Source organism: Aequorivita sp. IT1183 (assembly GCF_058068265.1).
Map to the genome: position 1 here is coordinate 89,322 of NZ_JBYRHS010000004.1, position 22,803 is coordinate 112,124.

Annotated in this window: 18 protein-coding genes; 11 read left to right on the plus strand and 7 right to left on the minus strand. The window is 37.8% G+C overall.

Features of this window, described 5'->3' with window-relative positions; translation table 11 throughout:
* Positions 1-5: 5 nt before the first annotated feature.
* Positions 6-1,043 (minus strand): endonuclease/exonuclease/phosphatase family protein, encoded by a 1,038-nt coding sequence (locus AC3RVF_RS08825; protein ID WP_489691283.1) that lies wholly within the window; start codon positions 1,041-1,043, stop codon positions 6-8.
* A gap of 99 nt (positions 1,044-1,142) precedes the next feature.
* On the opposite strand from AC3RVF_RS08825, the gene AC3RVF_RS08830 reads away from it, so the two are divergent.
* The 5 genes from AC3RVF_RS08830 (at position 1,143) to AC3RVF_RS08850 (ending at position 6,615) form a co-directional block, all read left to right on the plus strand.
* Entirely contained in the window at positions 1,143-2,615 is a 1,473-nt protein-coding gene (locus tag AC3RVF_RS08830; protein ID WP_489693206.1) for a T9SS type A sorting domain-containing protein, read from the plus strand.
* A 302-nt stretch (positions 2,616-2,917) separates the two neighbouring features.
* The gene (locus AC3RVF_RS08835; protein ID WP_489693338.1) at positions 2,918-4,312 is read left to right on the plus strand and encodes a pyridoxal phosphate-dependent decarboxylase family protein; all 1,395 of its coding nucleotides are present in this window, start codon (positions 2,918-2,920) and stop codon (positions 4,310-4,312) included.
* Complete coding sequence (locus AC3RVF_RS08840) at positions 4,309-5,526, plus strand: BaiN/RdsA family NAD(P)/FAD-dependent oxidoreductase (protein WP_489693207.1); 1,218 nt, start codon at positions 4,309-4,311, stop codon at positions 5,524-5,526. Before AC3RVF_RS08835 ends, AC3RVF_RS08840 begins: the two co-directional genes overlap by 4 nt.
* 58 nt (positions 5,527-5,584) lie before the next feature.
* Positions 5,585-5,830, plus strand: a complete 246-nt coding sequence (locus AC3RVF_RS08845; RefSeq protein ID WP_489691286.1) for a hypothetical protein — start codon at positions 5,585-5,587, stop codon at positions 5,828-5,830.
* A gap of 260 nt (positions 5,831-6,090) precedes the next feature.
* On the plus strand, positions 6,091-6,615 hold the full coding sequence (locus tag AC3RVF_RS08850) for a DUF1697 domain-containing protein (protein WP_489691287.1): 525 nt from the start codon (positions 6,091-6,093) through the stop codon (positions 6,613-6,615).
* Between the two features lie 9 nt (positions 6,616-6,624).
* Here AC3RVF_RS08850 and AC3RVF_RS08855 read toward each other — a convergent pair whose 3' ends face one another.
* Genes AC3RVF_RS08855 through AC3RVF_RS08875 form a run of 5 tightly spaced genes read right to left on the minus strand, consistent with a single transcriptional unit; the run spans position 6,625 to position 10,346 of the window.
* A complete protein-coding gene (locus AC3RVF_RS08855) occupies positions 6,625-7,500 on the minus strand; it encodes a hypothetical protein (RefSeq protein WP_489693208.1) in 876 nt (291 codons plus the stop codon).
* Positions 7,501-7,545: 45 nt separating this feature from the next.
* Positions 7,546-9,012: an alpha/beta hydrolase-fold protein gene (locus AC3RVF_RS08860; RefSeq protein WP_489693209.1), complete on the minus strand. Its 1,467-nt coding sequence runs from the start codon at positions 9,010-9,012 to the stop codon at positions 7,546-7,548.
* A gap of 55 nt (positions 9,013-9,067) precedes the next feature.
* A complete protein-coding gene (locus AC3RVF_RS08865) occupies positions 9,068-9,613 on the minus strand; it encodes a hypothetical protein (RefSeq protein WP_489693210.1) in 546 nt (181 codons plus the stop codon).
* 24 nt (positions 9,614-9,637) lie between these two features.
* Positions 9,638-10,081 (minus strand): energy transducer TonB, encoded by a 444-nt coding sequence (locus tag AC3RVF_RS08870; RefSeq protein WP_489691291.1) that lies wholly within the window; start codon positions 10,079-10,081, stop codon positions 9,638-9,640.
* 46 nt (positions 10,082-10,127) lie between these two features.
* A complete protein-coding gene (locus AC3RVF_RS08875) occupies positions 10,128-10,346 on the minus strand; it encodes a hypothetical protein (RefSeq protein ID WP_489691292.1) in 219 nt (72 codons plus the stop codon).
* A 283-nt stretch (positions 10,347-10,629) separates the two neighbouring features.
* On the opposite strand from AC3RVF_RS08875, the gene acnA reads away from it, so the two are divergent.
* The 5 genes from acnA to AC3RVF_RS08900 all read left to right on the plus strand — a co-directional run bounded on the left by acnA (position 10,630) and on the right by AC3RVF_RS08900 (position 16,740).
* Positions 10,630-13,410: an aconitate hydratase AcnA gene (gene acnA / locus AC3RVF_RS08880; protein ID WP_489693211.1), complete on the plus strand. Its 2,781-nt coding sequence runs from the start codon at positions 10,630-10,632 to the stop codon at positions 13,408-13,410.
* Between the two features lie 4 nt (positions 13,411-13,414).
* The gene (locus AC3RVF_RS08885) at positions 13,415-13,744 is read left to right on the plus strand and encodes a hypothetical protein (RefSeq protein ID WP_489693212.1); all 330 of its coding nucleotides are present in this window, start codon (positions 13,415-13,417) and stop codon (positions 13,742-13,744) included.
* A gap of 126 nt (positions 13,745-13,870) precedes the next feature.
* Positions 13,871-14,938, plus strand: a complete 1,068-nt coding sequence (locus AC3RVF_RS08890) for an NADH:flavin oxidoreductase/NADH oxidase (RefSeq protein ID WP_489693213.1) — start codon at positions 13,871-13,873, stop codon at positions 14,936-14,938.
* A 59-nt stretch (positions 14,939-14,997) separates the two neighbouring features.
* On the plus strand, positions 14,998-16,017 hold the full coding sequence (locus AC3RVF_RS08895) for an LLM class flavin-dependent oxidoreductase (RefSeq protein WP_489691295.1): 1,020 nt from the start codon (positions 14,998-15,000) through the stop codon (positions 16,015-16,017).
* A gap of 75 nt (positions 16,018-16,092) precedes the next feature.
* Positions 16,093-16,740, plus strand: coding sequence for an HAD family hydrolase (locus tag AC3RVF_RS08900; protein WP_489691296.1), 648 nt, complete (start codon positions 16,093-16,095; stop codon positions 16,738-16,740).
* Between the two features lie 11 nt (positions 16,741-16,751).
* Here AC3RVF_RS08900 and AC3RVF_RS08905 read toward each other — a convergent pair whose 3' ends face one another.
* A complete protein-coding gene (locus AC3RVF_RS08905) occupies positions 16,752-18,230 on the minus strand; it encodes an exonuclease domain-containing protein (protein ID WP_489691297.1) in 1,479 nt (492 codons plus the stop codon).
* Between the two features lie 571 nt (positions 18,231-18,801).
* On the opposite strand from AC3RVF_RS08905, the gene AC3RVF_RS08910 reads away from it, so the two are divergent.
* The gene (locus AC3RVF_RS08910; protein ID WP_489693214.1) at positions 18,802-22,779 is read left to right on the plus strand and encodes a BspA family leucine-rich repeat surface protein; all 3,978 of its coding nucleotides are present in this window, start codon (positions 18,802-18,804) and stop codon (positions 22,777-22,779) included.
* The last annotated feature ends 24 nt before the right edge of the window (positions 22,780-22,803 follow it).

Consider the following 22,803-nt stretch of genomic DNA (forward strand, 5'->3'; position numbering starts at 1 on the left):
TATTTTTAATTGTTTTTCCCCTCTTCAATCAACTCCTCAATTTCCGCTTTATCGTCTCCGTTTAGTTTTGGATTTTTTGGCGTTTGCACTTTTCTTTTATGATGAATTTCATAATACATCGCAAAATGATCACTTCCAAAGTTTTTAGAACGCACCATTTTCTCTACAAATAAATCGCGAGTGTGAAATAAATGATCCAACGGAAACCGTAGAAATATATACCCAGCGTGAAAAGTTGAGAAAAACCCCCGGCCCACGCGTGGATCGATCATTCCAGTCATTTTTTTAAAAAGACGCGTAGTTCGGCTCCATACTACATCATTCATATCGCCACACACAACTGTTGGCTTATCTAACTTGCGTATCTGCTTTCCTGTAAGCATTAACTCGGCGTCGCGTTCCTTAGAAGTCTCATTCTCTGTAGGGCTAGGAGGTGCGGGGTGCAAACAGCAAAAATAAATAGGCGGTTTTCCTTTTATAGGAAAATCGAAGAATATGGAAGGTTTATCATCTTCAATTTGATATTTCACTTCAACATTCTCTAATTCTATTTTTGAATACAGATGCATTCCATAAAAATTTTCTAAAGGTACTTTCACTGTAAATGGATAATCTTTTTCAATCTCTGAAAGACAGTTTTCCCAATCTTTGTTAGATTCCATTGTTAAAATCAAATCTGGATCAAAACGTTTTATTTCGTTTAAAAAATCTGGGTAACACGAATTTGTTTGTAAAACATTTCCCGCTAAAATAGAAACTTGACCGTCGCTCGCCGCCTCCGATTTTCTTCTTGGGAAAAGAGAACTATATGGAAACACTTTATAAAGCTGATAGATTATTGTGGCAACAATAGCAGAAAGTAATACCCAGCTAAAGACCGTATAATTTTCTTCGAAATATAAAAAGAGGCCCAACAAGATAAATTGAATAACCAAGGATTGAAGTCTTACAAAATCTGCGGTGCGGAAAAACCAATGTGGATTTTGAGTCGCTGGAAAAAAAGGACTAATGATAAAAAAAATCATTAAAATGTATAGTACCATATTTCAAAGTTAATTCTTTTACTAAAATGTAAAACCTACTAATTTGTTTTTTTGCGTTAGTTCATATCCCTATTTTTGCGACTTCAAAAAAAACAAAAAATGATGAAAAAAATTATTCTTACTACATTCTTAACTTTTTTTACTTGCGCTATAGTACTTGCGCAGGATTATACAACTCCAGATACGGGTGTAAACTGGACCCTTGACGATATTGCTGCGGCAAGCCCTTCTACAATTACCATTTCTGGTAGCGAATACACATTGTTGGGGAATTTAACCATTGCCGCAAATGATGCGGTTATTATTGATACAGACTTAACACTATTAATTGATGGTGGTAAACGAGTAACGGTTTTTGGAGATTTTACAATAGATACTGATGCAGTTACAATTACTGCGGTTGATGAAAATGCGCCTTACGACGGTTTTCGTTTTGAGGAACTTTCAACTATCGATATTAAAAATTCGACTATTGAATATGGCGGCGGACTTCGCGTTTTAACCGAAACTTTTTCAATAGATAATTGCACACTTACTAATAATGTTTCAGGTACAACTACAAGTGCAGTAATTCAGTTGTCTCGCGGATTGCCGCAAATAACTAACAATACTATCACTTTTAATAGTAATCCAGCTATTGGCTCGGCAGCGAATTCAGCAGTGTCAGCATATATTTTCAATAATACAATTGAAGGGAATAACAAAAACAATTCTAATCGTCCGCAGATAAATCTGGGTACTACTTTGCCAAATATTCCGTTGGAAATTATTCAAAATACAATCATAGGCGATCCTGCATCAGAACAGGCTGGAGGTATTGCAATTGCCAACTTCGTGGGCGGCGATGTGAACGTGCTTATCGATAATAACACTATTCGTGGAAACCGTTACGGAATTACGATTCTAGGTTCAGTGAATACTGCTGAAATCACAAACAATATTATTGAAGATAACAATATTCAAAACGATCCTCTTCTTGGAGGAAGCGGTATTAATATGCAGACATCGGTAGTTGGTCCTGAAGTAATTGTTTCGGGCAACCAAATACGAAGAAATCTTTGGGGAATTACCCTTCAAGATTCGGCTTCTATAAATCTTGGCGATGATGCTGCAAATCCTGGTAACAATGTTTTTTCTGAAAACGGTAACGGCGGAGCGGTTTATGCACTTTACAACAATACGGCTAATACTGTTTCAGCAAAAAATAACTGTTGGATTGAAGGAGAACAAAGCACAGAAGCGCAAGTGGAAGATGTTATTTTTCACAGTGTAGACGACCCAACTTTAGGCGAAGTAACATTCGATCCTTTTCTATGTGGCGTTTTGGGCGTAGCAGATAATACAATCGAAAACTTCAGTTTTTATCCAAATCCGATGAAAAACGAAATCAATTTCAACAATATTGTTTCTTTTGAAAAGGTTCAAATATACGGAGTTCAGGGCAATTTAATTTCTACTGAAACTATTTCCGAAGGGCAGAATACACTAGCAATAAACCTTCCTGCAGGTTTATATTTTGTGAACTTCAGTAATGATGCGCAAACGGTTACTAAGAAAATGATTGTAGAATAATTACAATCTCAGTTTGAGCATTTCGACTGCGCTCAATATAAACTCCGTCGAAGACTATTAAAGCAAACTAAATCAAACCTAACAGGTCTTCAAGATCTGTTAGGTTTTTTTGTGAAGTAAAATTTAAAAACTTGCATTACTGAGTTTTAATATGTTTTACCGCTTTCTTCCGAAGTTGTATTTTATTGTCTGAAACTCCCAATTTCCTTTCCTAAAACCGTAATTTTGCACTTTCAAAAAATTCAAAAAACAAACACGTGAATATTCAGAACAAAGCAACTTTGGAGTTGAGCCATGAAGATATGAAAGCCTATGGCTATGAAGTAGTTGATGCCATTGTAGCACATTTTGCAACGCAGAATGAAAAACTCCCCGTGGTTTCAGGATCGCGAGAAGAAATGGAGGAACTTTTTCTTGAAGACGCTCCCGAAAAACCGAGTGACCCGCGAAAAGTTTTAAATTTTGTTTTGGACGAAGTGATGACCAAAAGTAACATCGTTTCTCACCCAAAATCATACTCATTTGTTCCGGGTCCTAGCAATTACATTAGTGCGATGGCAGATGGTTTAGCTTCTGGTTTTAATATATTTTCTGGAGGTTGGCAAGCATCGCCCGCTGCAGCCGAAATGGAAATTGTAACCATGAATTGGCTTCTTAAAATGTTCGGTTTTCCTCAGAAAAAAGGAGGTGGAATTTTCACAAGTGGTGGCTCAATGGCCAATTTAACTGCATTGGTAACCGCACGTTCGGTAAAATGTGGCGACGATTTCAGCAAAGCTATTATCTATCTTTCAGACCAGGCGCACTCATCAAATATAAAAGCCATTCGCGTTTTAGGTTTTAGTAAAGAACAGATTCGTGTAATTCCAACCGATGGTGAATTCAAATTTTCACTCAATAAATTAAAGAATGCAATTGCAAAAGATCGTTTGGAAGGTTTGCAACCTTTTTGCTTAATTGCAACTGCCGGAACAACAAATACGGGAACGGTCGATCCGCTTTCAGATATTGCTAAAATCTGTAAAAAAGAAGACATTTGGTTCCACATTGACGGGGCTTACGGGGGGTTTGCAATTCTTGCCGATAACGGAAAACAGCTTTTAAAAGGAATTGAAAAGGCAGATTCCCTAACAATCGATCCTCATAAATGGTTTTTTCAGCCTTATGAAATTGGATGTCTTTTAATTAAAAATCACAAATGGCTTAAAGGTACTTTCACCGAAAAACCTGAGTATTTACGAGATATTGAAGGCAATACTTCCGAGATTAATTTTTACGATCACGGTATTGAATTAACGCGCCGTTTCCGAGCATTGAAATTTTATATGTCGGTTAAAACTTTCGGCTTGGGTGAATTCCGAAAAGCGATTACTTATAACGTAAAACTGGCAGAAGCCACGGAAGCATTTCTTCGTACAAGTTCTAATTGGGAAGTAATTTCACCAGCGACTCTAGCGGTAATTAATTTTAGATATAACCCAATTGGCAATAAACTTTCCGAGAAAAAGCTGGATGCGTTGAACCAGCGAATTTCGCAAAATGTAGTCGAATCTAAACAGGCGTTACTTGTAACCACTGTGTTAAACGGACAAGTTGTTTTGCGGATGTGTTTGATAAATCCACGAACTACGCTCGAAGATGTAAAAGAAACTATTGCACTCTGCGAATCTTTTGCACAAGAAAAAATATTGGCTTGAAGCAGGCCGATGTTATAATAATTGGCGGCGGAGCAGCAGGTTTTTTTACAGCAATAAATGCTGCGGAAAAGAATCCTAAACTTAAAATCGTAATCCTAGAACGCGGAAAAGAAGTACTCACCAAAGTGAAAGTTTCTGGCGGCGGCCGCTGTAATGTAACCCATGCCGAGTTTATTCCGAAGGATTTAACGCAGAACTACCCGCGTGGCGAAAAGGAACTTTTAGGACCATTCCACACTTTTATGACTGGCGATACTATTGAATGGTTCGAGAAACGGGGAGTGGAACTTAAAATTGAAGAAGATGGAAGAATGTTTCCGGTTTCAGATTCTTCGAAAACTATAATTGATTGTTTTCTTTCCGAAGCAAAACGTTTGGGGGTTGAAGTTTTACTCAATCAATCTGTAAAAACCATTCAAAAGGAGTCGGATCATTTCACTATAAACACAACTACCGAGACTTTTTCGGCTGAAAAAATTGTAGTTGCCACAGGCAGTAATCCGAAGATGTTGCAATTGTTAGAAGGTTTGGGACATACTGTTGTGTCTGCTGTTCCATCGCTTTTCACTTTTAATATTAAGGATGGACGAATTGTAGATTTACCCGGATTGAGCACCGAAGCGTCGGTGAAAGTGCTCGATAAAAAAGGGAAAACGGTTTTGGAAAGTAGCGGTCCGCTTTTGATCACCCATTGGGGAATGAGTGGTCCGGCAATTTTAAAACTTTCAGCTTGGGGCGCTCGCGTTTTAGAGACTTTGCAATACCATTTTAATATTGAAGTAAATTGGTTGCACACACTTACGGAGGAAGATGTTTTGGATTCTTTAAAGGAAATAAAAACATTTCAGGGAAAGCAGACCATTTTTAAATATGCGCAGTTTGAATTGCCAAAACGACTTTGGCAAAGTATTATTAAATCTTCGGGAATTGACGAGCGCCTTACTTGGGCCGAAGCTACCCGCGAAAATCTCCTGAATATCGCAAATCAATTAGCTGCCGCTAATTTTGAAGTTAAGGGGAAAAGCACTTTTAAAGAAGAATTCGTAACCGCCGGCGGTGTAGATTTGAAAGAAGTAAACTTCAAAACCTTTGAAAGTAAAGTCTGCCAAAACTTATTCTTTGCAGGTGAAGTACTTAATATTGATGCCATCACAGGAGGTTTTAACTTTCAGAATGCTTGGACGGGTGGGTTTATTGTTTCACAAAATTTGTAATTTTTAATTGATTATTAATGGTTCATTGTATATATTTGATATATACAATCTATATACTATGGGAAAGACTAAAAAATTAATCGAGCTGGATAATAAAACGATTGCTATTTTAGAAGACCAAGCCAAGCTGAACAAACGCTCTCTTAAAAATTTTATTGAATGGTCTTTGGAAGAAACCGCTTTACGTTTGGCTGAACCAAGTGAAGAATACAAGGCAATGATGGATGATATGATTGAAAGAGATAAAAATGGCACGTTAATTACCCATTCTTTAAAAGATATTTTGAAGCAATATGGGCGATGAGATAAAGACTACGGATGAGGCAAGAATTGAAATACACAAAGCGAAATGTTTTTTTGAATTTAATAATAAAGAAGAAGAGTTTTGGGAAGACTTCAATCGACAAATAGATACAATTCGTTTAATGCCAGAAGCATTTCAAGTTCGGTATAGAAATGTTCGAATAATTACGTTAGCACGCTTTAATTACTCTATTCATTATGTGGTAAAGCCCTATGGAGTATTAATTTATAGATTTCTAAATCAACGTCAGAATTATTAGTATGGAAATCTACATCGCCCTACTTCGCGGCATTAACGTTGGCGGACATAAAAAGCTAAAAATGGTCGATCTTAAACTTCTGTTTGAAGGTTTGGGTTTTGAAGATGTAGTTACTTATATACAAAGTGGGAACGTGGTTTTTACTGCTGCGGAAGAAAAGGGTCTTTCTGAAAAAATTTCGAATGAAATAACCAAAAAGTTTGGTTGGGAAGTTCCAGTACTAGTAAAAACAGCCAATGCAATTGCTGAAATTTTATCAGCTTGCCCATTTGAGGAAACAAAGAAAATTGTGGGGTATTATATGTTGCTTGCCGCTCCACCTAAAGAGGAATTTATGGCAGCAGTCCGGGAAATTAGTTACCCAAACGAAGAATTTGTCCTAACTCCAGAGTGTGTTTATATATACTATGGCAATGGAGCGGGAAATGCAAAACTGAACAATAATTTCTTCGAGAAAAAATTACAAGTTGCGGCTACTACACGCAACTACCGTACGCTTGCTAAATTGGTAGTGTTGGCGGGGTAATTGTTTTTTTTAATTCCATCGTGTACTCACTTCACAATTAAGGAGATTTTGGTCTGAAGGTATTTCACCTTTTGATAAATAGATAGTTCCATAGCTTTTGGTTTGTGCAGTTGAGTCTATTTCTATTGTAATATAGGTTTTGCTGTTTCTGAAATATAGACCTTTATAAACGTTGTCGTTACTTCCTTTATCTAATTCAACAATCCACAGACTTCCATTGGTATATTCATCCTTTATATCTTTATATTTTTTAATATTTTTTATTTGAGCTGTTACGGGAGTGGGTAAAAAGTATTTCCTCCATTTTTCTGGAATTTGATTATAATCAAAATTAGTTTTGATTGTGTCACAGATATTTACATCTTCAAGCCTTAAAAAACCATACATCTTAAACTGCAATGACTCTGAATTAAAATATCTGGCAAAATGATAAAAGTCATTTTCGTATTCCGGTATTATTGGATAAACCTCTTCGGAAAGTAGATATTTATTTTGTTGCCACTCAATTAAAAAGTATTCTGTTAGTATATCTATTCGTAACGCTGCTGGATTATAATCAAATTTTTTAGTAATAATTGAATCACTTTCCTCCCTTGGGTGTTCCGTATATTCAACGGTTTTAGGCTTTAGAATGGTTTTTCCATCTATAGTATCATATGTGCCAAAAACTTTTTGTGTCCCACCACCACCAAAGCAACTTGCCCAAGAAGCTTCAGCTACAAAATGTTGGTTAGTTGTAAATTTTATACTATTTCTTGAATTAAAACCACTTGAAGAGAAGGTTAATGTGTCGACTGTTGTACTAATTTTATCGGTTTCAGCGGAAACATTTTTATTGGTGCAACTCAAAAATAAAAGGCTGATTAAAACTATATATTTTTCCATTCAATTAATAACGTGTAAAAGTAGCGTAGTATTATTAACGTATTTCTATTTCCCATTCTCCCTCTCCCAAACAGCATATCTTTCAGCTAAAAAGGCATTTCCTTTTTCAGAATATTCAGGAGTGAAAACAGTAAAATGATCTCCGGGAAAATATTCAAACTGAAAATTTGTATTTAGAGGTTTTAAAGCTTCATCTAACTTATGCACTGCCCCGTTCAATAAAAAATTATCTTGTTTACCTACGGAAACACGTATTTTACCAGCTAGATTTTTCTTTAACGAAGGCCAGTTTGTGCTAAGGTAGCGGGAGATGTCGTAGTTTTTCCAATGATCAAAAACTTGTGCGTTCATCACTCCAGTTATAGGATCGCAAATGCGTTCTGGGTTGCCATCGGCTCCTTTCGGACCAAAAACTGCATCGAACGAATGCATCTGCTCGCCACGATAAATTACATTTTCCATAGAATAAATTTGTTTGCTCGCCGCCCACGGAAAACGTCCCGCAACGGTTGCTACATTTCGCTGGTCGCCATCTGCGGTGAAAAATAAATTTTCACCTTCGTAAAGATTAACACCTTGGTAATCTGTAAAATCTACAACGTCTGGGGAACTACTCCAGCAACCGTGAAATACTTCGGGATAACGGCTTTGTAATGAAAGTACGGTCCAACCACCGCTGCTGTGGCCAGTTAAAAGTCTCGCGCCATTGGTTCTGTATTTCTTTTCCAGTTCGGGAATAAATTCCTGCGTAAGTGCATCTCCCCAGGGTCCGTTGTTGTCGCTATTGGTATATACCGAATGGCCTAAAGAGCAGTTACCATCTAAATAAACGGTTATGCAGGCGATAGAATCTATGGGTCGGCTTTTTATGTTTTCGTTGTTGCTGAGGTTATGATAATCGCCACCATAACCCGAAACGTTAAACAAAACCGGGAATTTTCTATCGGGCTGGGTGTAATATTCTTTGGGCAAGATAACGGCCGCGTTCACGGTCATTTCTTTGTTATGAAATTTTGAAAGCAGGGCAGAACTTACTTTTAGTTCCTTTACAAATTCGGTATCGGTGAAAGTAGATTTGGGGATAGTTTCGGAACAGTTTAAAGTGAAATCAGCTTCCCTATTTTGGGTGATGTTTACTTGGATGGCTGTGTTGTAGATATTTCCCGCACTTTCGTTAATTGCGCGTCCGCCAAGATTCCGGTCCCAAACAGCTTGAACGTAGTATTCGCCTCTTTCAATATCTGATAGTTTTACGGGGTAACTTTTGGCACTATCGTCAAAAGTTACAGTTTCTGCAGGTTTTACATTTTGAACGTCTATCGAAAAAACTGGGTAAGAAGTTATGCCCACAAAGCCGTCTTTCGGACTTTTATTTTCCTTGCTCATATACAGAAATACCTTTCCCGTAAACGGACCTTTAAAATCTGAAGCGTTATAGCTTACTTTAAACTGTTGCGCGAAGGAAAAGGTGCAAGCGAGCAGAAGTAGGAGGAGGGTGATTTGTTTTTTCATGTAGGTGGGATTTTATTTTTGAAAGTTAAAGCTACAAAAAAAGGCTTTATTGTTTCTATTTCATACATTCCAATTGAACTTCTTTATTCTTCCACTGTATCCAATATTCCTGAAGCCCTTCTGGGGTTGTGTTTAATTCGCTTATATCTAATTCTCCTCCTTTCAATAATAGATTTGATAGTTGATCTTTTCTTGCTTCAAAAGCGGGAGTATGGTTCCACCCACCCACGTGGTCAAAAGAGGTATAAGCTTGGCAGGGTTCATCCACCGCTTTAAAGGGAATATAAAGTGAATATTCTACCGTACCAGAACCCATTCCTGTTGTTGTCATTCTAATGTTTGGGAAATCTACTTTTGAGTATTTTTCTTGCTTGTAAAGTTGTTTTAATTGGTCGCCAACTTGAGCCGCCATTTTGTTTGAGAATTGATGAGCTACATCTGAACCATTTATGAATTCAGGGCCGATGTAGGTGCCATTGCAATTGACGTCTGTGCAGGTTATTTCAATATTCTTTTGAGAAAGTGATTTTTCGTTCTTCTTTATATTTTTACAGGAGAAGAATGAACCAATAATAAGAATTATAAATATATGTTGAAACATGCTTAAACAATTTCTGAAATAAGTTTATTGAATATCAAATGCAATTGGAAATTTTAAGTAAACCTCAACTACTTCCCCTTTATTCATGGCTGGGGTTAGTTGAGGGAGTCTTTGAATCACTTCTATTGCATCTTGGTTCAATACTTCTGGTCCTCCAGTAGCGATTATGTTTTTGGGATTTCCTTCTCTGTCTATTGTGAAAGTAACGTCTATTCTAACAAATCCGGTCAAACCTATCTCTGAAACAAGGTTTGTGTTAATTTTTCGATTTATGTGATTCAGAATAAAATTTCGGGTACATTTTTGTTGTTTTTCTACTTTCCACTTTGCTTTACAGTCAGGGGCGAGCGGCGGTATTTCCACTAAATTGAAAGGCATCGGTTCGGTTTCGTTTACTGTTTCGGTGTTTTGTGCAAAACTAATTGTAGTTAATAGTATTGTAAGTAGTATGGAGATTTTAGTTTTCATTTGGGATATTTTGTGATTGTATAATTAAAGGGGAAAAAACATTTCATCAATATTTTTCTTCTCTGCCAATTTTTCTTTTTTTGCCTTTCCAAAACTGAAGATTGAAACTCCAAACAATATATAAAAAAGTTAAAAAGGTAATTATAATTTCAACTACTCCCATTCCATCTTCGAAAATAAAAGTGCTAGCAATATAAAAAATTGCCATTAAAAATACTGTTTTGAGAGTAGCACTGTTTTTGATGAAATTTAAGATTTTGTTCATGTTGGAGTTTTTTGGAAACGTTTAAATCTACAAAATTTCTTCCCAAACCTTGGATGACATTTCGAAACACTCTTCGATGTGATTGTAATCTGAATACTGAGGATAGTTTTTAGGTTTAGAAATATGAGGAGAAAAAAGCTTCCGAGATGTTTTGTTTCGGGGGCTTTTTTTATGAGAAAATATATCATTAAACGAATGTGTTAACGCCCTGTTAAACAAACACTGTAGCATCTCAACACCATATTTATTGCGTAATTTTAATAGCCAATAAAATAATACCACCATGGAGCAAGATATCTTCAACCTCAAAAAAACACTGGAATCTTCCAACGAAAACTTAACCTACTACAGTCTTCCCGAACTCGAAAAACAAGGGCATAATATTAATAAGATGCCTTTTTCAATTAGAATTCTTCTGGAAAATGCACTTCGCAATTACGATGATTTTTCTGTAACTAAAGACCACTTAGAATCTATTCTAAACTGGAAACCTGCAAAAAGCGAAAAAGATGTAGCTTTCAAACCGGCTCGTGTGCTTATGCAAGATTTTACGGGTGTTCCGGCCGTGGTTGATATTGCTTCCCTTCGTTCCGAAATGGCGCGAAAAGGTGGTGATGCTTCAAAAATAAATCCGTTGATTCCTGTGGATTTGGTGATAGATCATAGCGTGCAGGTAGATTATTTTGCCGCTCAATATGCGTATCAGCAAAATATGGAGGAGGAATACAAACGCAACAAAGAGCGTTATACTTTTTTAAAATGGGCGCAGCGTTCGTTTGATAATTTTAGCGTGGTGCCACCCGGAATGGGGATTTGCCACCAAGTGAACTTAGAATATTTTTCTAAAGGCGCAATTGCCCGCGACGGAATGGTATTTCCAGATACTTTGGTGGGAACCGACAGTCACACACCAATGGTAAACGGAATAGGCGTAGTGGCTTGGGGTGTCGGCGGAATTGAAGCGGAAGCCGCAATTCTCGGTCAGCCTATTTATTTTATTAGCCCAGAAGTAATTGGATTGAAGCTCACTGGAAAACTTCCCGTTGGCTCCACTGCGACCGATTTGGTACTTACCATCGCCAATTTACTACGTAAATACGGCGTGGTTGGTAAATTTGTTGAGGTTTTTGGCCCTGGCTTAGACCATCTTTCGGTGCCAGATAGAGCAACTATTGGTAATATGTCGCCAGAATTTGGATGTACTATTACCTATTTCCCCATAGATAACAAAACGTTGGAATATATGCGAAGCAGTAACCGAAGTGAAGCGCAAATTCAGCTCGTGGAAGATTATTGCAAAGCAAATATGCTTTGGCGTCAAGATGAAGATAAAATTGAATATACCGATGTTTTAGAGTTGGATATTTCGACCGTATTGCCTAGTGTGGCCGGTCCAAAACGCCCACAGGATAAAATTCTTATCACAGATTTAAAAGAAAAATTTATTGAGCTTGAACACGCTTCATTCGGTAGAAAATATATTCAGCATTCGGATCGTGAAGAAGCAGTTACACGTTGGAAGGAAGAGGGTGGAAGTCAACCCGTGGAACAGTCTAATAATCCAGCCACGGACGTTGAAGTTGAATCAAAAATGAAAGATGGTTTAAAAACCGTTTGGATATCGCACGGGAATGAAAAATATATGCTTTCCGATGGTGCTGTGGCTATTGCCGCAATTACGTCTTGTACTAATACCTCCAATCCATTCGTAATGATAGGCGCGGGATTGGTAGCCAAAAAAGCAAGAGAACACGGTATAGATATAAAACCATGGGTAAAAACATCTTTAGCTCCAGGATCTAAAGTAGTAACGGACTATCTGGAAAAAGCCGATTTGCTTAAAGATCTCGAAGCACTTCAGTTTCATTTGGTGGGCTACGGTTGTACTTCTTGTATTGGAAACTCCGGCCCGTTGCCGCCAGAGATTTCAAAAGCAGTTGAAGAAAACGATTTAATTGTGACCTCGGTACTCTCCGGAAACCGAAATTTTGAAGCGCGAATACACCCACAAGTAAAAATGAATTTCTTAATGTCGCCAATGTTAGTCGTGGCTTTTGCCATTGCTGGAAGGGTAGATATGGATCTCACAAAAGAACCTTTAAGTTGCGATCGCAATGGCAAGCCAGTGTTTCTAAAAGATATTTGGCCAACAGACGATGAAATTCACGAAGTAATGAGTGAGGTGCTTACGCCAAAAGATTTCAAAAAGAATTATGACGAAATATTTGAAGGAAACGAAATTTGGAGAAATCTGGAAGTGCCAAATGATAAGCTCTACCAATGGCAAGATGATTCAACATATATAAAAGAAGTGCCATTTTTCCGTGATCTCCCAGACAATCCCAAACCGGTTCAAAATATTAAGGGAGCAAGGGCTTTGTTAATGCTCGGTGATAGCATTACTACAGATCATATTTCGCCCGCAGGAGCATTTTCTGAAGATTCCGCAGCTGGAAAATATTTAATTTCGAGAGGTGTTGAAAAGAAAAACTTCAACAGTTACGGTTCTCGCCGTGGAAACGATGAAGTAATGGTGCGCGGTACTTTTGCCAATGTGCGCATCAAAAATCAATTGGCTAATCGAGAAGGTGGATTTACTACGCATTTACCTTCAGATGAACAAATGACGGTTTTTGAGGCTTCAGAAAAATATATTAAAGATAAAACCCCACTAATTGTGCTTACCGGAAAAGAATACGGTAGCGGCTCTTCGCGCGATTGGGCCGCAAAAGGAACCATTCTTTTGGGAATAAAGGTCGTTTTGGCAGAAAGCTATGAACGCATCCACCGAAGTAATTTAATTATGATGGGCGTGTTACCACTGGAATATTTAAACGGTGAAAGCGCGAAATCGCACGGCCTAACAGGAAAAGAGTACTTCAGTATTACGGGGATTGAAAACGATTTAACACCTTCAAAAAAAGTAACCGTAACTGCCAAAACCGATGATGGCAAGGAAATTGAATTTAAAGCTATCGCAAGACTAGATTCCCCAATTGAGGTTGCATATTATCAAAACGAAGGTATTCTGCAATATGTGTTGCGACAATTTTTGAAGAAATAAACTTGTGATTCTAATAGTCCGACCAAAACTCCTCCGAAAAAATTTCAACGGAATAACGCTTTGGCCATTCGTAATTTTAAAACATCATTCATTAAAAAAGGATGCTGTTTTTTTAAATCACGAATGCATTCACCTTCGCCAACAAGCGGAAATGTTGGTGCTGTTTTTCTATTTGTGGTACGTTGTAGAATTTATATTTCGCTGGTTACAATTCGGAAATCGATATAAAGCTTACAGAAATATTTCTTTTGAACGTGAAGCCTACAGAAATGAAGGTAATTTCAGCTATTTACAAAAACGAAAATTTTATGCTTTTCTAAAGTTTGTATACTGATTTTTAGCGAAATCTTAAGTTTTAAAATGTAAGGATGAAGTTGTAAATCCCTCAAAGTTGAAGTAATTCAAAATAATAAAGAATTTCAATAAAATTAATAATAGAGTATAATAATAAAGAATATATATGAGCACCCTTTTTTCCCCATTAAAAATAAAAAATACAATATTTAAAAATAGAACTGTCGTTTCGCCAATGTGTATGTATAGTAGCATTGATGGTTTTGCAAACGATTTTCACTTAGTCCATTTAGGAAGCCGCGCCGTAGGAGGTTCGGCATTAATTATTCAAGAAGCTACAGCTGTTTCACCCGAGGGTAGAATTACCCACGGCGATATGGGCATTTGGAAAGATGACCACATTGAGAAGTCGAAACAAATTGCAGATTTTATACACTCCCAAGATGCTTTAATAGGAATTCAATTGGCACACGCCGGTAGAAAAGCGAGCTACCAATTACCAAAAGATGGTGCCAAAAAGATTGCTCCTAAAGATGAAATCGGTTGGCAAACAGTTTCATCTTCCCCATTGCCTTTTCGCGATGGAGAGCCCGCGCCAATTGCTTTGGATGCTAAAGGAATTGAAAAGGTAAAAAACGATTATGTTGCCGCGACGCGCCGAGCAGAAAAAGCAGGCTACGATGTAGTTGAAATACACGCTGCTCACGGTTATTTATTTCATCAGTTTTATTCGCCTTTGGCAAATGAACGCACCGATGAATACGGAGGAAGTTTTGAAAATAGAATCCGTTTTTTACTTGAAGTAACTGAAGTAGTGCGACAAGAATGGCCCGATGAAAAGCCGCTTTTCGTACGTATTTCTGCAACAGACTGGACCGCTGGTGGATGGACAATTGAGGATTCGGTAAAACTTTCTGTGGAATTAAAAAAACTTGGTGTCGACTTAATCGATACTTCTTCTGGCGGAAATGTACCTCATGCAACTATCCCAACTTCTCCGGGTTATCAAGTAGATTTTGCGGCGCAGATTAAAAAAGAGGCGCATATTTTAACGGGCGCGGTAGGGCAAATAACAACTGCCGAACAATCCGAAGCAATCTTACAAGAAGGAAAAGCAGATTTAGTTCTCTATGCACGCGAAAGCCTAAGGCAGCCTTATTTTTCATTACACGCAGCCCACGAATTAGACGTAAGTATAGATTGGCCTTTGCAATACGAAAGAGCTAAAATTTAAAAATAATATCATGCTGAGCTTGTCCGAGCAATGTCGAATCCAATTATCAAAATAGTATAATGAATAACGAAGAAATTTTAAATAACATCCCTTTTTCAGTCTTAGATTTGGTTCCTGTAATTCAGGGAAGCACTCATAAAGCTGCAATGGAAAACAGTTTGGCTTTAGCGCAAAAGGTTGAAAATTTAGGCTTTAAACGCTTCTGGATTTCAGAACACCACAATGCGGAAAGTCTTGTAAGTTCAGCCACGCCATTGCTTATTGGTTACATTGCTGAAAACACAAAAACCATTCGTGTAGGTTCGGGCGGCGTTATGTTGCCTAATCACGCACCACTTATTGTAGCCGAACAATTCGGAACCCTTGCCACACTTTATCCAGATAGAATCGATTTGGGCTTGGGGCGTGCGCCAGGTACAGATCAAGTTACGGCTCGAGCTCTTAGAAGGGAACGGACGGAAACTGTAAATGATTTTCCGAATGATGTGCAGGAACTGCAACAATATTTTTCAAAAACGAATAAAAACGGGCTTGTAAGAGCTATTCCGGGCGAAGGGTTGGAAGTTCCATTATATCTTTTGGGCTCTAGCACTTACAGTGCACAATTGGCAGGATCTCTAGGCTTACCGTATGCCTTTGCCAGTCATTTTGCACCCACCCATTTGCACGATGCCCTTGGCTTATACCACAGTAATTTTGAAGCTTCCAAACAATTATCGAAGCCGTATGCTATGGCCTGCGTAAATATTGTGGTTGCAGATACAGACGAAGAAGCCGAATATTTAGCAACGAGTATGAAACTTTTTATGTTGAATATAATCCGCAATACGCGTCAGCCTTTGCAGCCGCCAGTAAAAAATATGCAGGATATTTGGAACCCAATGGAAGAAGCACATATTTCGCAAATGATGCAATATACCTTTATAGGAAGTAAAGAAACCGTTCGCGAAAAATTAACTCATTTTGTTGCAGAAACTAGAGTAGACGAAATAATTGCCGTTGCACACATTTATAATCAAGAGGCTAGATTAAAGTCTTTTGAATTATTAGCGCAACTAAAAAAAGAAACTTTAGTTTAATTAAAGTCAATTTTATTTTAAAGGGATGGTTTTAAAAAGATTTGTTTTCTTTGCCACCACAAACAAAATATAACAATGCTAAAAGCAGTACTTTTTGATATGGACGGTGTTATTGTAGACACTGAACCGCTACACCGTAAAGCCTATTTCAATATGTTTGATGAGGTGAATATTAATGTAGGCGAAGAATTGTACGATTCCTTTACAGGGAAATCTACCTTGCCAATATGCAGAACCTTATGTGATCATTTCGAGCTTAAGCACGAACCCGAAAATTTGGTTGCTATTAAGCGGAAGCATTTTAAATATTTGTTTGAAAACGATTCCAGCCTCACATTGCTTGACGGCGTTCACGACCTTATAAAAGATTATCACAGCAACGGATTAACTTTGGTTTTAGCATCTTCTGCATCCATGCCAAACATCAATAGAATTTTTGATAGGTTCGACCTTAATAAATATTTTAAGGCGAAAATTAGTGGTGCCGATTTAAAAGCATCAAAACCGCACCCAGAAATTTTCATAAAAGCCGCTGCACTTGCTGAAGAACACGGCGATCATTGTATGGTTATTGAAGATTCCACCAACGGCATTGTCGCGGCCAAAGCAGCAGGTATTTACTGTGTAGGCTTCAAAAGTCCGCACTCCGTTAATCAGGATTACAGTAAAGCAGATAGAGTAATTACGAGTTTTGAGGAGATATTATTCGCTAAACTACCCTAACCTAACAGGTTTTAAAAACCTGTTAGGTTTTTAAGTAGATTTTCAGTTTCCATTTTCACTGGGCTTTTTTTAAGCGCTTTGATTTTATGATTCGCAAATTGAATCGATTCTTCAAAGTGAATTAAATTTCGCTCGCCATTCTTTTTAAGATGACTTCTAATAATGGCGTGAGTGTGATAACTGGCTTGTTGTAGCTTTAAAAAAGGTTCGTAATCTTCAACATTACAAATGGCGTCACTTCGATCAAAAAATCCAAAACCTTTATATTGTCCTTCAACTACTAGCGCAAAGGCAATTTCGTCTTCTGTTCTGCCTTTTCCCTGTATGGCGAAACTAGGGTTGTTGTCTTTTAAAGATCGAATGGCTCCCATTACTTTCGAGTTGTAATTTTCTATGCTTTCGGTACCATCACAAATACCTTCGCAGTTTTTAATTCGGTAGTGCGAGCACATTTCAACATTACTTTGTAAAGTGCAAAAACGTGGGCAAAGTTTAAAAGTTTCACATATTTCCTCTAGCTTTTCAATAGCTTCTGTTTTATTGTAAAAAGTGCCTACGGAATCGTGCAGTGCTTTTGTTTTCCCCAAAGCCAATTGGATAATTCCACGTTGATTTTCATAACTGATAATCTGATAGGTAGTCGCCGGCCATTTTTGCGCTCGGTTATATTTAGGATAATGCTTTCTAATGTGTTCCGATTCTACTAGCAGCGCCAGCAATTCATTTCCCGTTTTTTCGTAATCTATAAAATGTGTTTCCTGCCCAAGTTGGTATTCCTTCGTCTTTTTATCATAAAAATGTGACAGCACTCTTTTCTTAATATTTTTCGCTTTTCCCGCATAAATCACTTTATGTTTTTGGTCTTTGAAAAGATAAATGCCAGCTTCCTCGGGTAATTCATCTATCTGTTCGGTTGGCAAATGAGGTGGGAGAGTGGCCTGTTTTGAGCGAGGGTTTAAAAAGTTATTGAAGATTTCAAAATCTGCATCTAAAGTAAGTAACCGTTGAAAGAGAATTACCGTGGCATCCACATCGCCTTCCGCTCGGTGACGGTTAATGTGTGGAATATTTATAGTGTTGCAAAGTCGCCCCAAACTATAGGACGACATTTCCGGAATTAACTTGCGTGAAAGCCGGACGGTACAAAGTTTTTTGCGGTTGTAATGCTGCCCTAAAAGCCGAAATTCTCCACGGATTACATTATAATCGAAGCTTACATTATGCGCTACAAAAATTGCGTCTTTCGTAAATTCTTCTATTTTTTCTGCAACTTCAAAAAAGCGAGGTGCATTAGCCACCATAGTATCATCAATCCCCGTAAGCGCCGTAATGTATTGTGGAATATTACGCTCTGGATTTACTAATGTGGAATACTTATCTACCACTCCACCATTTTTTAATAAAGCGATACATATTTCGGTAATTCGATTACCTGCAATACCGCCGCCGGTGGTTTCTACGTCTATTACTGCGAAAAGTTGTGAATGCATTTATTTTTTGCTGAGAATCACAAAGATAAGAAATACTATTTGAAATATTTGGAATAATTCCTACTAAGTGGAAATATTCCGAAACTTTCAATTTATGGTGTCGAAAAATAATTCTCTAATTTTGTGTTTATTGGTTTTCATTTTTCGAAAAATTCAATTTTACAATTTCAAATTCGTTTTTATTTGAAGACATAATTGTTCTTTCTGAAGTATTTCTTATAAATTTTTGACACTTCAATACTCTGAATTGCCAATTATCCTCCAAAAGCAACTGTATTTTGGCATTATCGCCAATAATTAAATAGCTGAAAATGAGGTGTTTTAAAAAATCAACTTGCGTTTCGTCGAAATTATTGGGAATTCACCGATTACAACACGATAATATTATAACTTTCGCTGTTTTTAAAATCGAAAAGTAAAGAGGTCCTACTTTAATTAATATTGAATTTAGTAAGAAAATACTATTCTAATTTGGTTCTTTATTAGTTTCACAACTTAACTTTTTTATTTGAAATCAACATTCCTACCTACGGGAATAAACAGTTTTAATATTAGCCCCAAATCGAAAAAAATGAGTAAATATTTACTTCTACTATTGCTGTGCTTTGCAGTTAACCAAGCAAATGCTCAAGCTGAATTTATCACTTCTTGGAAAACCGACAATCCAGGAACTTCAAATTCTACCTCTATTACTATACCAACCACGGATGCTGGATACAATTATGATGTTGATTGGAACAATGACGGTATTTTCGACGATTTTGGCGTTAGTGGAAATATTACCCACGATTACGGAATCGAGGGTACATATACTGTTGCCATAAGGGGAGATTTTCCTCGTATCTTTTTTAATAATGCCGGCGATCGCCGAAAAATTATAGCTGTAAATCAATGGGGTTCCACAGCTTGGAGTTCCATGAATAGAGCTTTTAGAGGTTGTGCAAATCTTGTTGTAACTGCAGCAGATGCGCCAGACCTTTCCAGCGTTAGCGATATGTCTTATATGTTCGGTAATACTGGGGCATTCAACCAAAACATAAGCAATTGGAATGTTAGCAACGTAACCCTTATGAGAGGTTTATTTGCTTCTGCAACTGCATTTAATCAGAATATAAGTACTTGGAATGTAGGTAGCGTAACTGATATGTCTTTTATGTTTTATAACGCTACGTCTTTCAACCAGAATATAGGTAATTGGAATGTTGGTAGCGTTGAGGATATGACAGGGATGTTTGCAAATGCCTCCGCATTCAATCAAAATATTGGAAATTGGAATGTTACAAACGTAACAGATATGTATTTTATGTTTAATGGAATAGCATTAACTACCATCCATTACGATGCCTTGTTAATAGGTTGGGGTGCCCAGATTTTACAAGACGGGGTGACCTTTGACGCGGGCAATAGTAAATATTGTAATGGTACAATGGCAAGAGAGAGAATGATAAGCTCTTTCGGGTGGATTATAATTGATGGAGGACTAAGTAATCCACCCGTTGCCATTTGTAAAAATATAGTAGTAGAGCTTGATGCCAGTGGCAATGCCAGCATAACAGCAGATGATGTAGACGATGGCTCTACTTTTGGCTGTACGGGATCGGCAACCTTGTCTATATCTCCAGACTCTTTCGATTGTAGCAACATTGGTCCAAACACGGTTACTTTAACAGTTACCGATTCAGTTGGAAACACTAGCAGTTGTACTTCGACTGTAACTATTGAAGACAATATAGCTCCAGTAATTAGTTGTTTGCCAGACGATATTCGCAATACTGATTTTGGCGTTTGTCAATACACTATAGTAGGCACTGAGTTTGATGCAACCTTCACAGATAACTGTGCTAATGGTAGCATCAGTAACGATATTAACGGAACTGCCACTCTTTCTGGGGAAATCCTTCCAAAAGGAATAACTACTGTAGTTTGGATAGCAGACGATGGTAATGGCCAAACCGCTACTTGTACCACAATAATTACAATTGAAGACAATGAAGATCCAATTATTGCTTGCATACCAAACGCAACGCGCGATACGGAAATAGGCTTATGCGAATACACTATCGTAGGCACTGAGTTTGATGCAACGTTTACAGATAATTGTTCCGATGGAATAATCACAAATGATTATAATGCAACAGCTACCCTTGCGGGTGAAATTCTTCCAAAAGGAATTTATACAATTGTTTGGACGGTTGACGATGGCAATGGCCAAACAGCCACTTGCACAACAGTAATTACAATTGAAGACAATGAAGACCCAATTATTACTTGTGTGCCAAACGCAACTCGCGATACTGATTCTGGCGTTTGCCAATACACAGTAATAGGTAACGAGTTTGATGCTACATTCACAGATAATTGCCCAGATGGCAGCATTACCAACAATTTCAATGGCACCGCAACGCTTGCTGGTGAAATATTTCCAAAAGGAATAACAACCATTGTATGGACGGCTAACGATGGTAATGGACAAATTGCCATTTGTAACACAATAGTTACAATTGAAGACAACGAAGATCCAGTTATTACTTGTGCGCCAAACGCAACTCGCGATACTGATCCGGGCGTTTGTCAATACACAGTAATAGGCACTGAGTTTGATGCTTCATTCACAGACAATTGTCCTGATGGTAGCATCACCAATAATTATAATGGAACGGCTACACTTGCGGGAGAAGTTCTTCCCAAAGGAATTTATGCAGTAGTTTGGACAGTAAACGATGGCAATGGTCAATCTGCTACTTGTTCTACAATAATTACGATTGAAGACAATGAAGATCCAATTATTACTTGTGTTCCAAACGCAACGCGAGATACTGATGCGGGTGTTTGTCAATACACGGTAATAGGAAACGAGTTTGACGCCACATTTACAGAAAATTGTTCCTCAGGAACTCTCACCAACAATTACAACGGACTTGCGACTATTGCAGGGGAAATCCTTCCAAAAGGAGTTACAACAGTTGTGTGGACGGTTGATGATGGCAACGGTCAAACAACTACTTGTACAACAGTAATTACAGTTGAAGACAACGAAGCTCCAGTTATTAGTTGTGTGACAAATGCCAGCCGCGATACAAATCCGGGCGTTTGTGAGTACACAGTTCTAGGAAATGAATTTGATGCCACATTCACAGATAACTGCGCAGATGGTAACATCAGTAATAATCTAAATGGTACAGCAACTCTTTCGGGAGAAATCTTACCTACAGGAATAACCACCGTTATTTGGACAATAAATGACGGAAATGGCCAAAACACGAGTTGTACAACTATTATTACAGTAACCGATAATGAAGCACCAGTAGCGGTTTGTCAAAATATTACTGTCCAGCTGGATGCAAATGGCAATGCTGGCATTACCGCTGCAGACGTTGATGGTGGTAGTAATGATGCATGTGGCGTAGCTTCAATAAGCATAGATTTAAACACTTTTGACTGTAGCAATGTTGGTGTAAACAATGTAATCTTAACAGTAACCGACTTAAACGGAAACAGCAGTAGTTGTACCGCAATCGTTACTGTACAAGATGTAACTGCTCCCGAAGTAACTTGCCAAAATATAACTGTGGAACTCGATCCTGTAACTGGCACGGTCACTATTACTGAAACAGATATTCTAAATAGTAGCACAGATTCATGTGGCATCGCAAGCTATGAACTTGATGTTTATACCTTCGACTGTTCCCACACCGGGGCTAATCTCGTAACTCTATCCGTAACCGATGTAAATGGTAATGTTGCCACTTGCACCGCTACGGTAAATGTAGAGGATAACACAAGTCCTGTACTTGTTTGTCAAGATTACACATTAGAACTTGGTGCTAACGGCACGGCAATTCTAAATCCAAGCAATGTTATTGCTTCTAACGACGATATTTGTGGAATCTATACAGTAGCTGTAGATATAACTGAATTTAGTTGCGCAGATATTGGTAATCCAGTTACTGTACAAGTTTTCAGCCAAGATAACAATGGCAATCTTGCAACTTGTACAGCGGTTGTAACTGTAGTAGATAATCTTGCGCCAGTAATTAGCTGTCCTGCAAATCAAACTGTAGATCCAGGAACGAATAATCTGTATTATATACTTCCAGATTATATTGCAACAGACGAGGCTACTGCTGTAGATAATTGTTCCAATCCTATTTCAGAAATCACACAGAATCCAGCAGTTGGCACTCCGCTATCTGACGGCACTTATACTATTTCACTAACCGCAACAGATCAATATGGCAATAGTAGCAGCTGCGAGTTTGAGCTTGTTGTAGAAAGTGTACTTGGTTTAGGCGAAAACAGTCAGAACCTTGGCAGCATTTCAATGTATCCAAACCCAGCAAAAGGGAATGTAACAATTAGCAATCCACAAAGCTTAGAACTTGAGAGCGCCAATATTTATGATTTAACTGGAAGACTAGTACAATCCTTCAACTTAGAAGGAATGATTACTGCCAAAACGCTAAATATTGATAACCTTGCTGCTGCCACTTATGTAGTAATCATCAAAGGTAAAACAGGACAAATAACAAAACGTTTATTAAAGGAATAGTGTTTAATTTTTAATTTCAAGAAC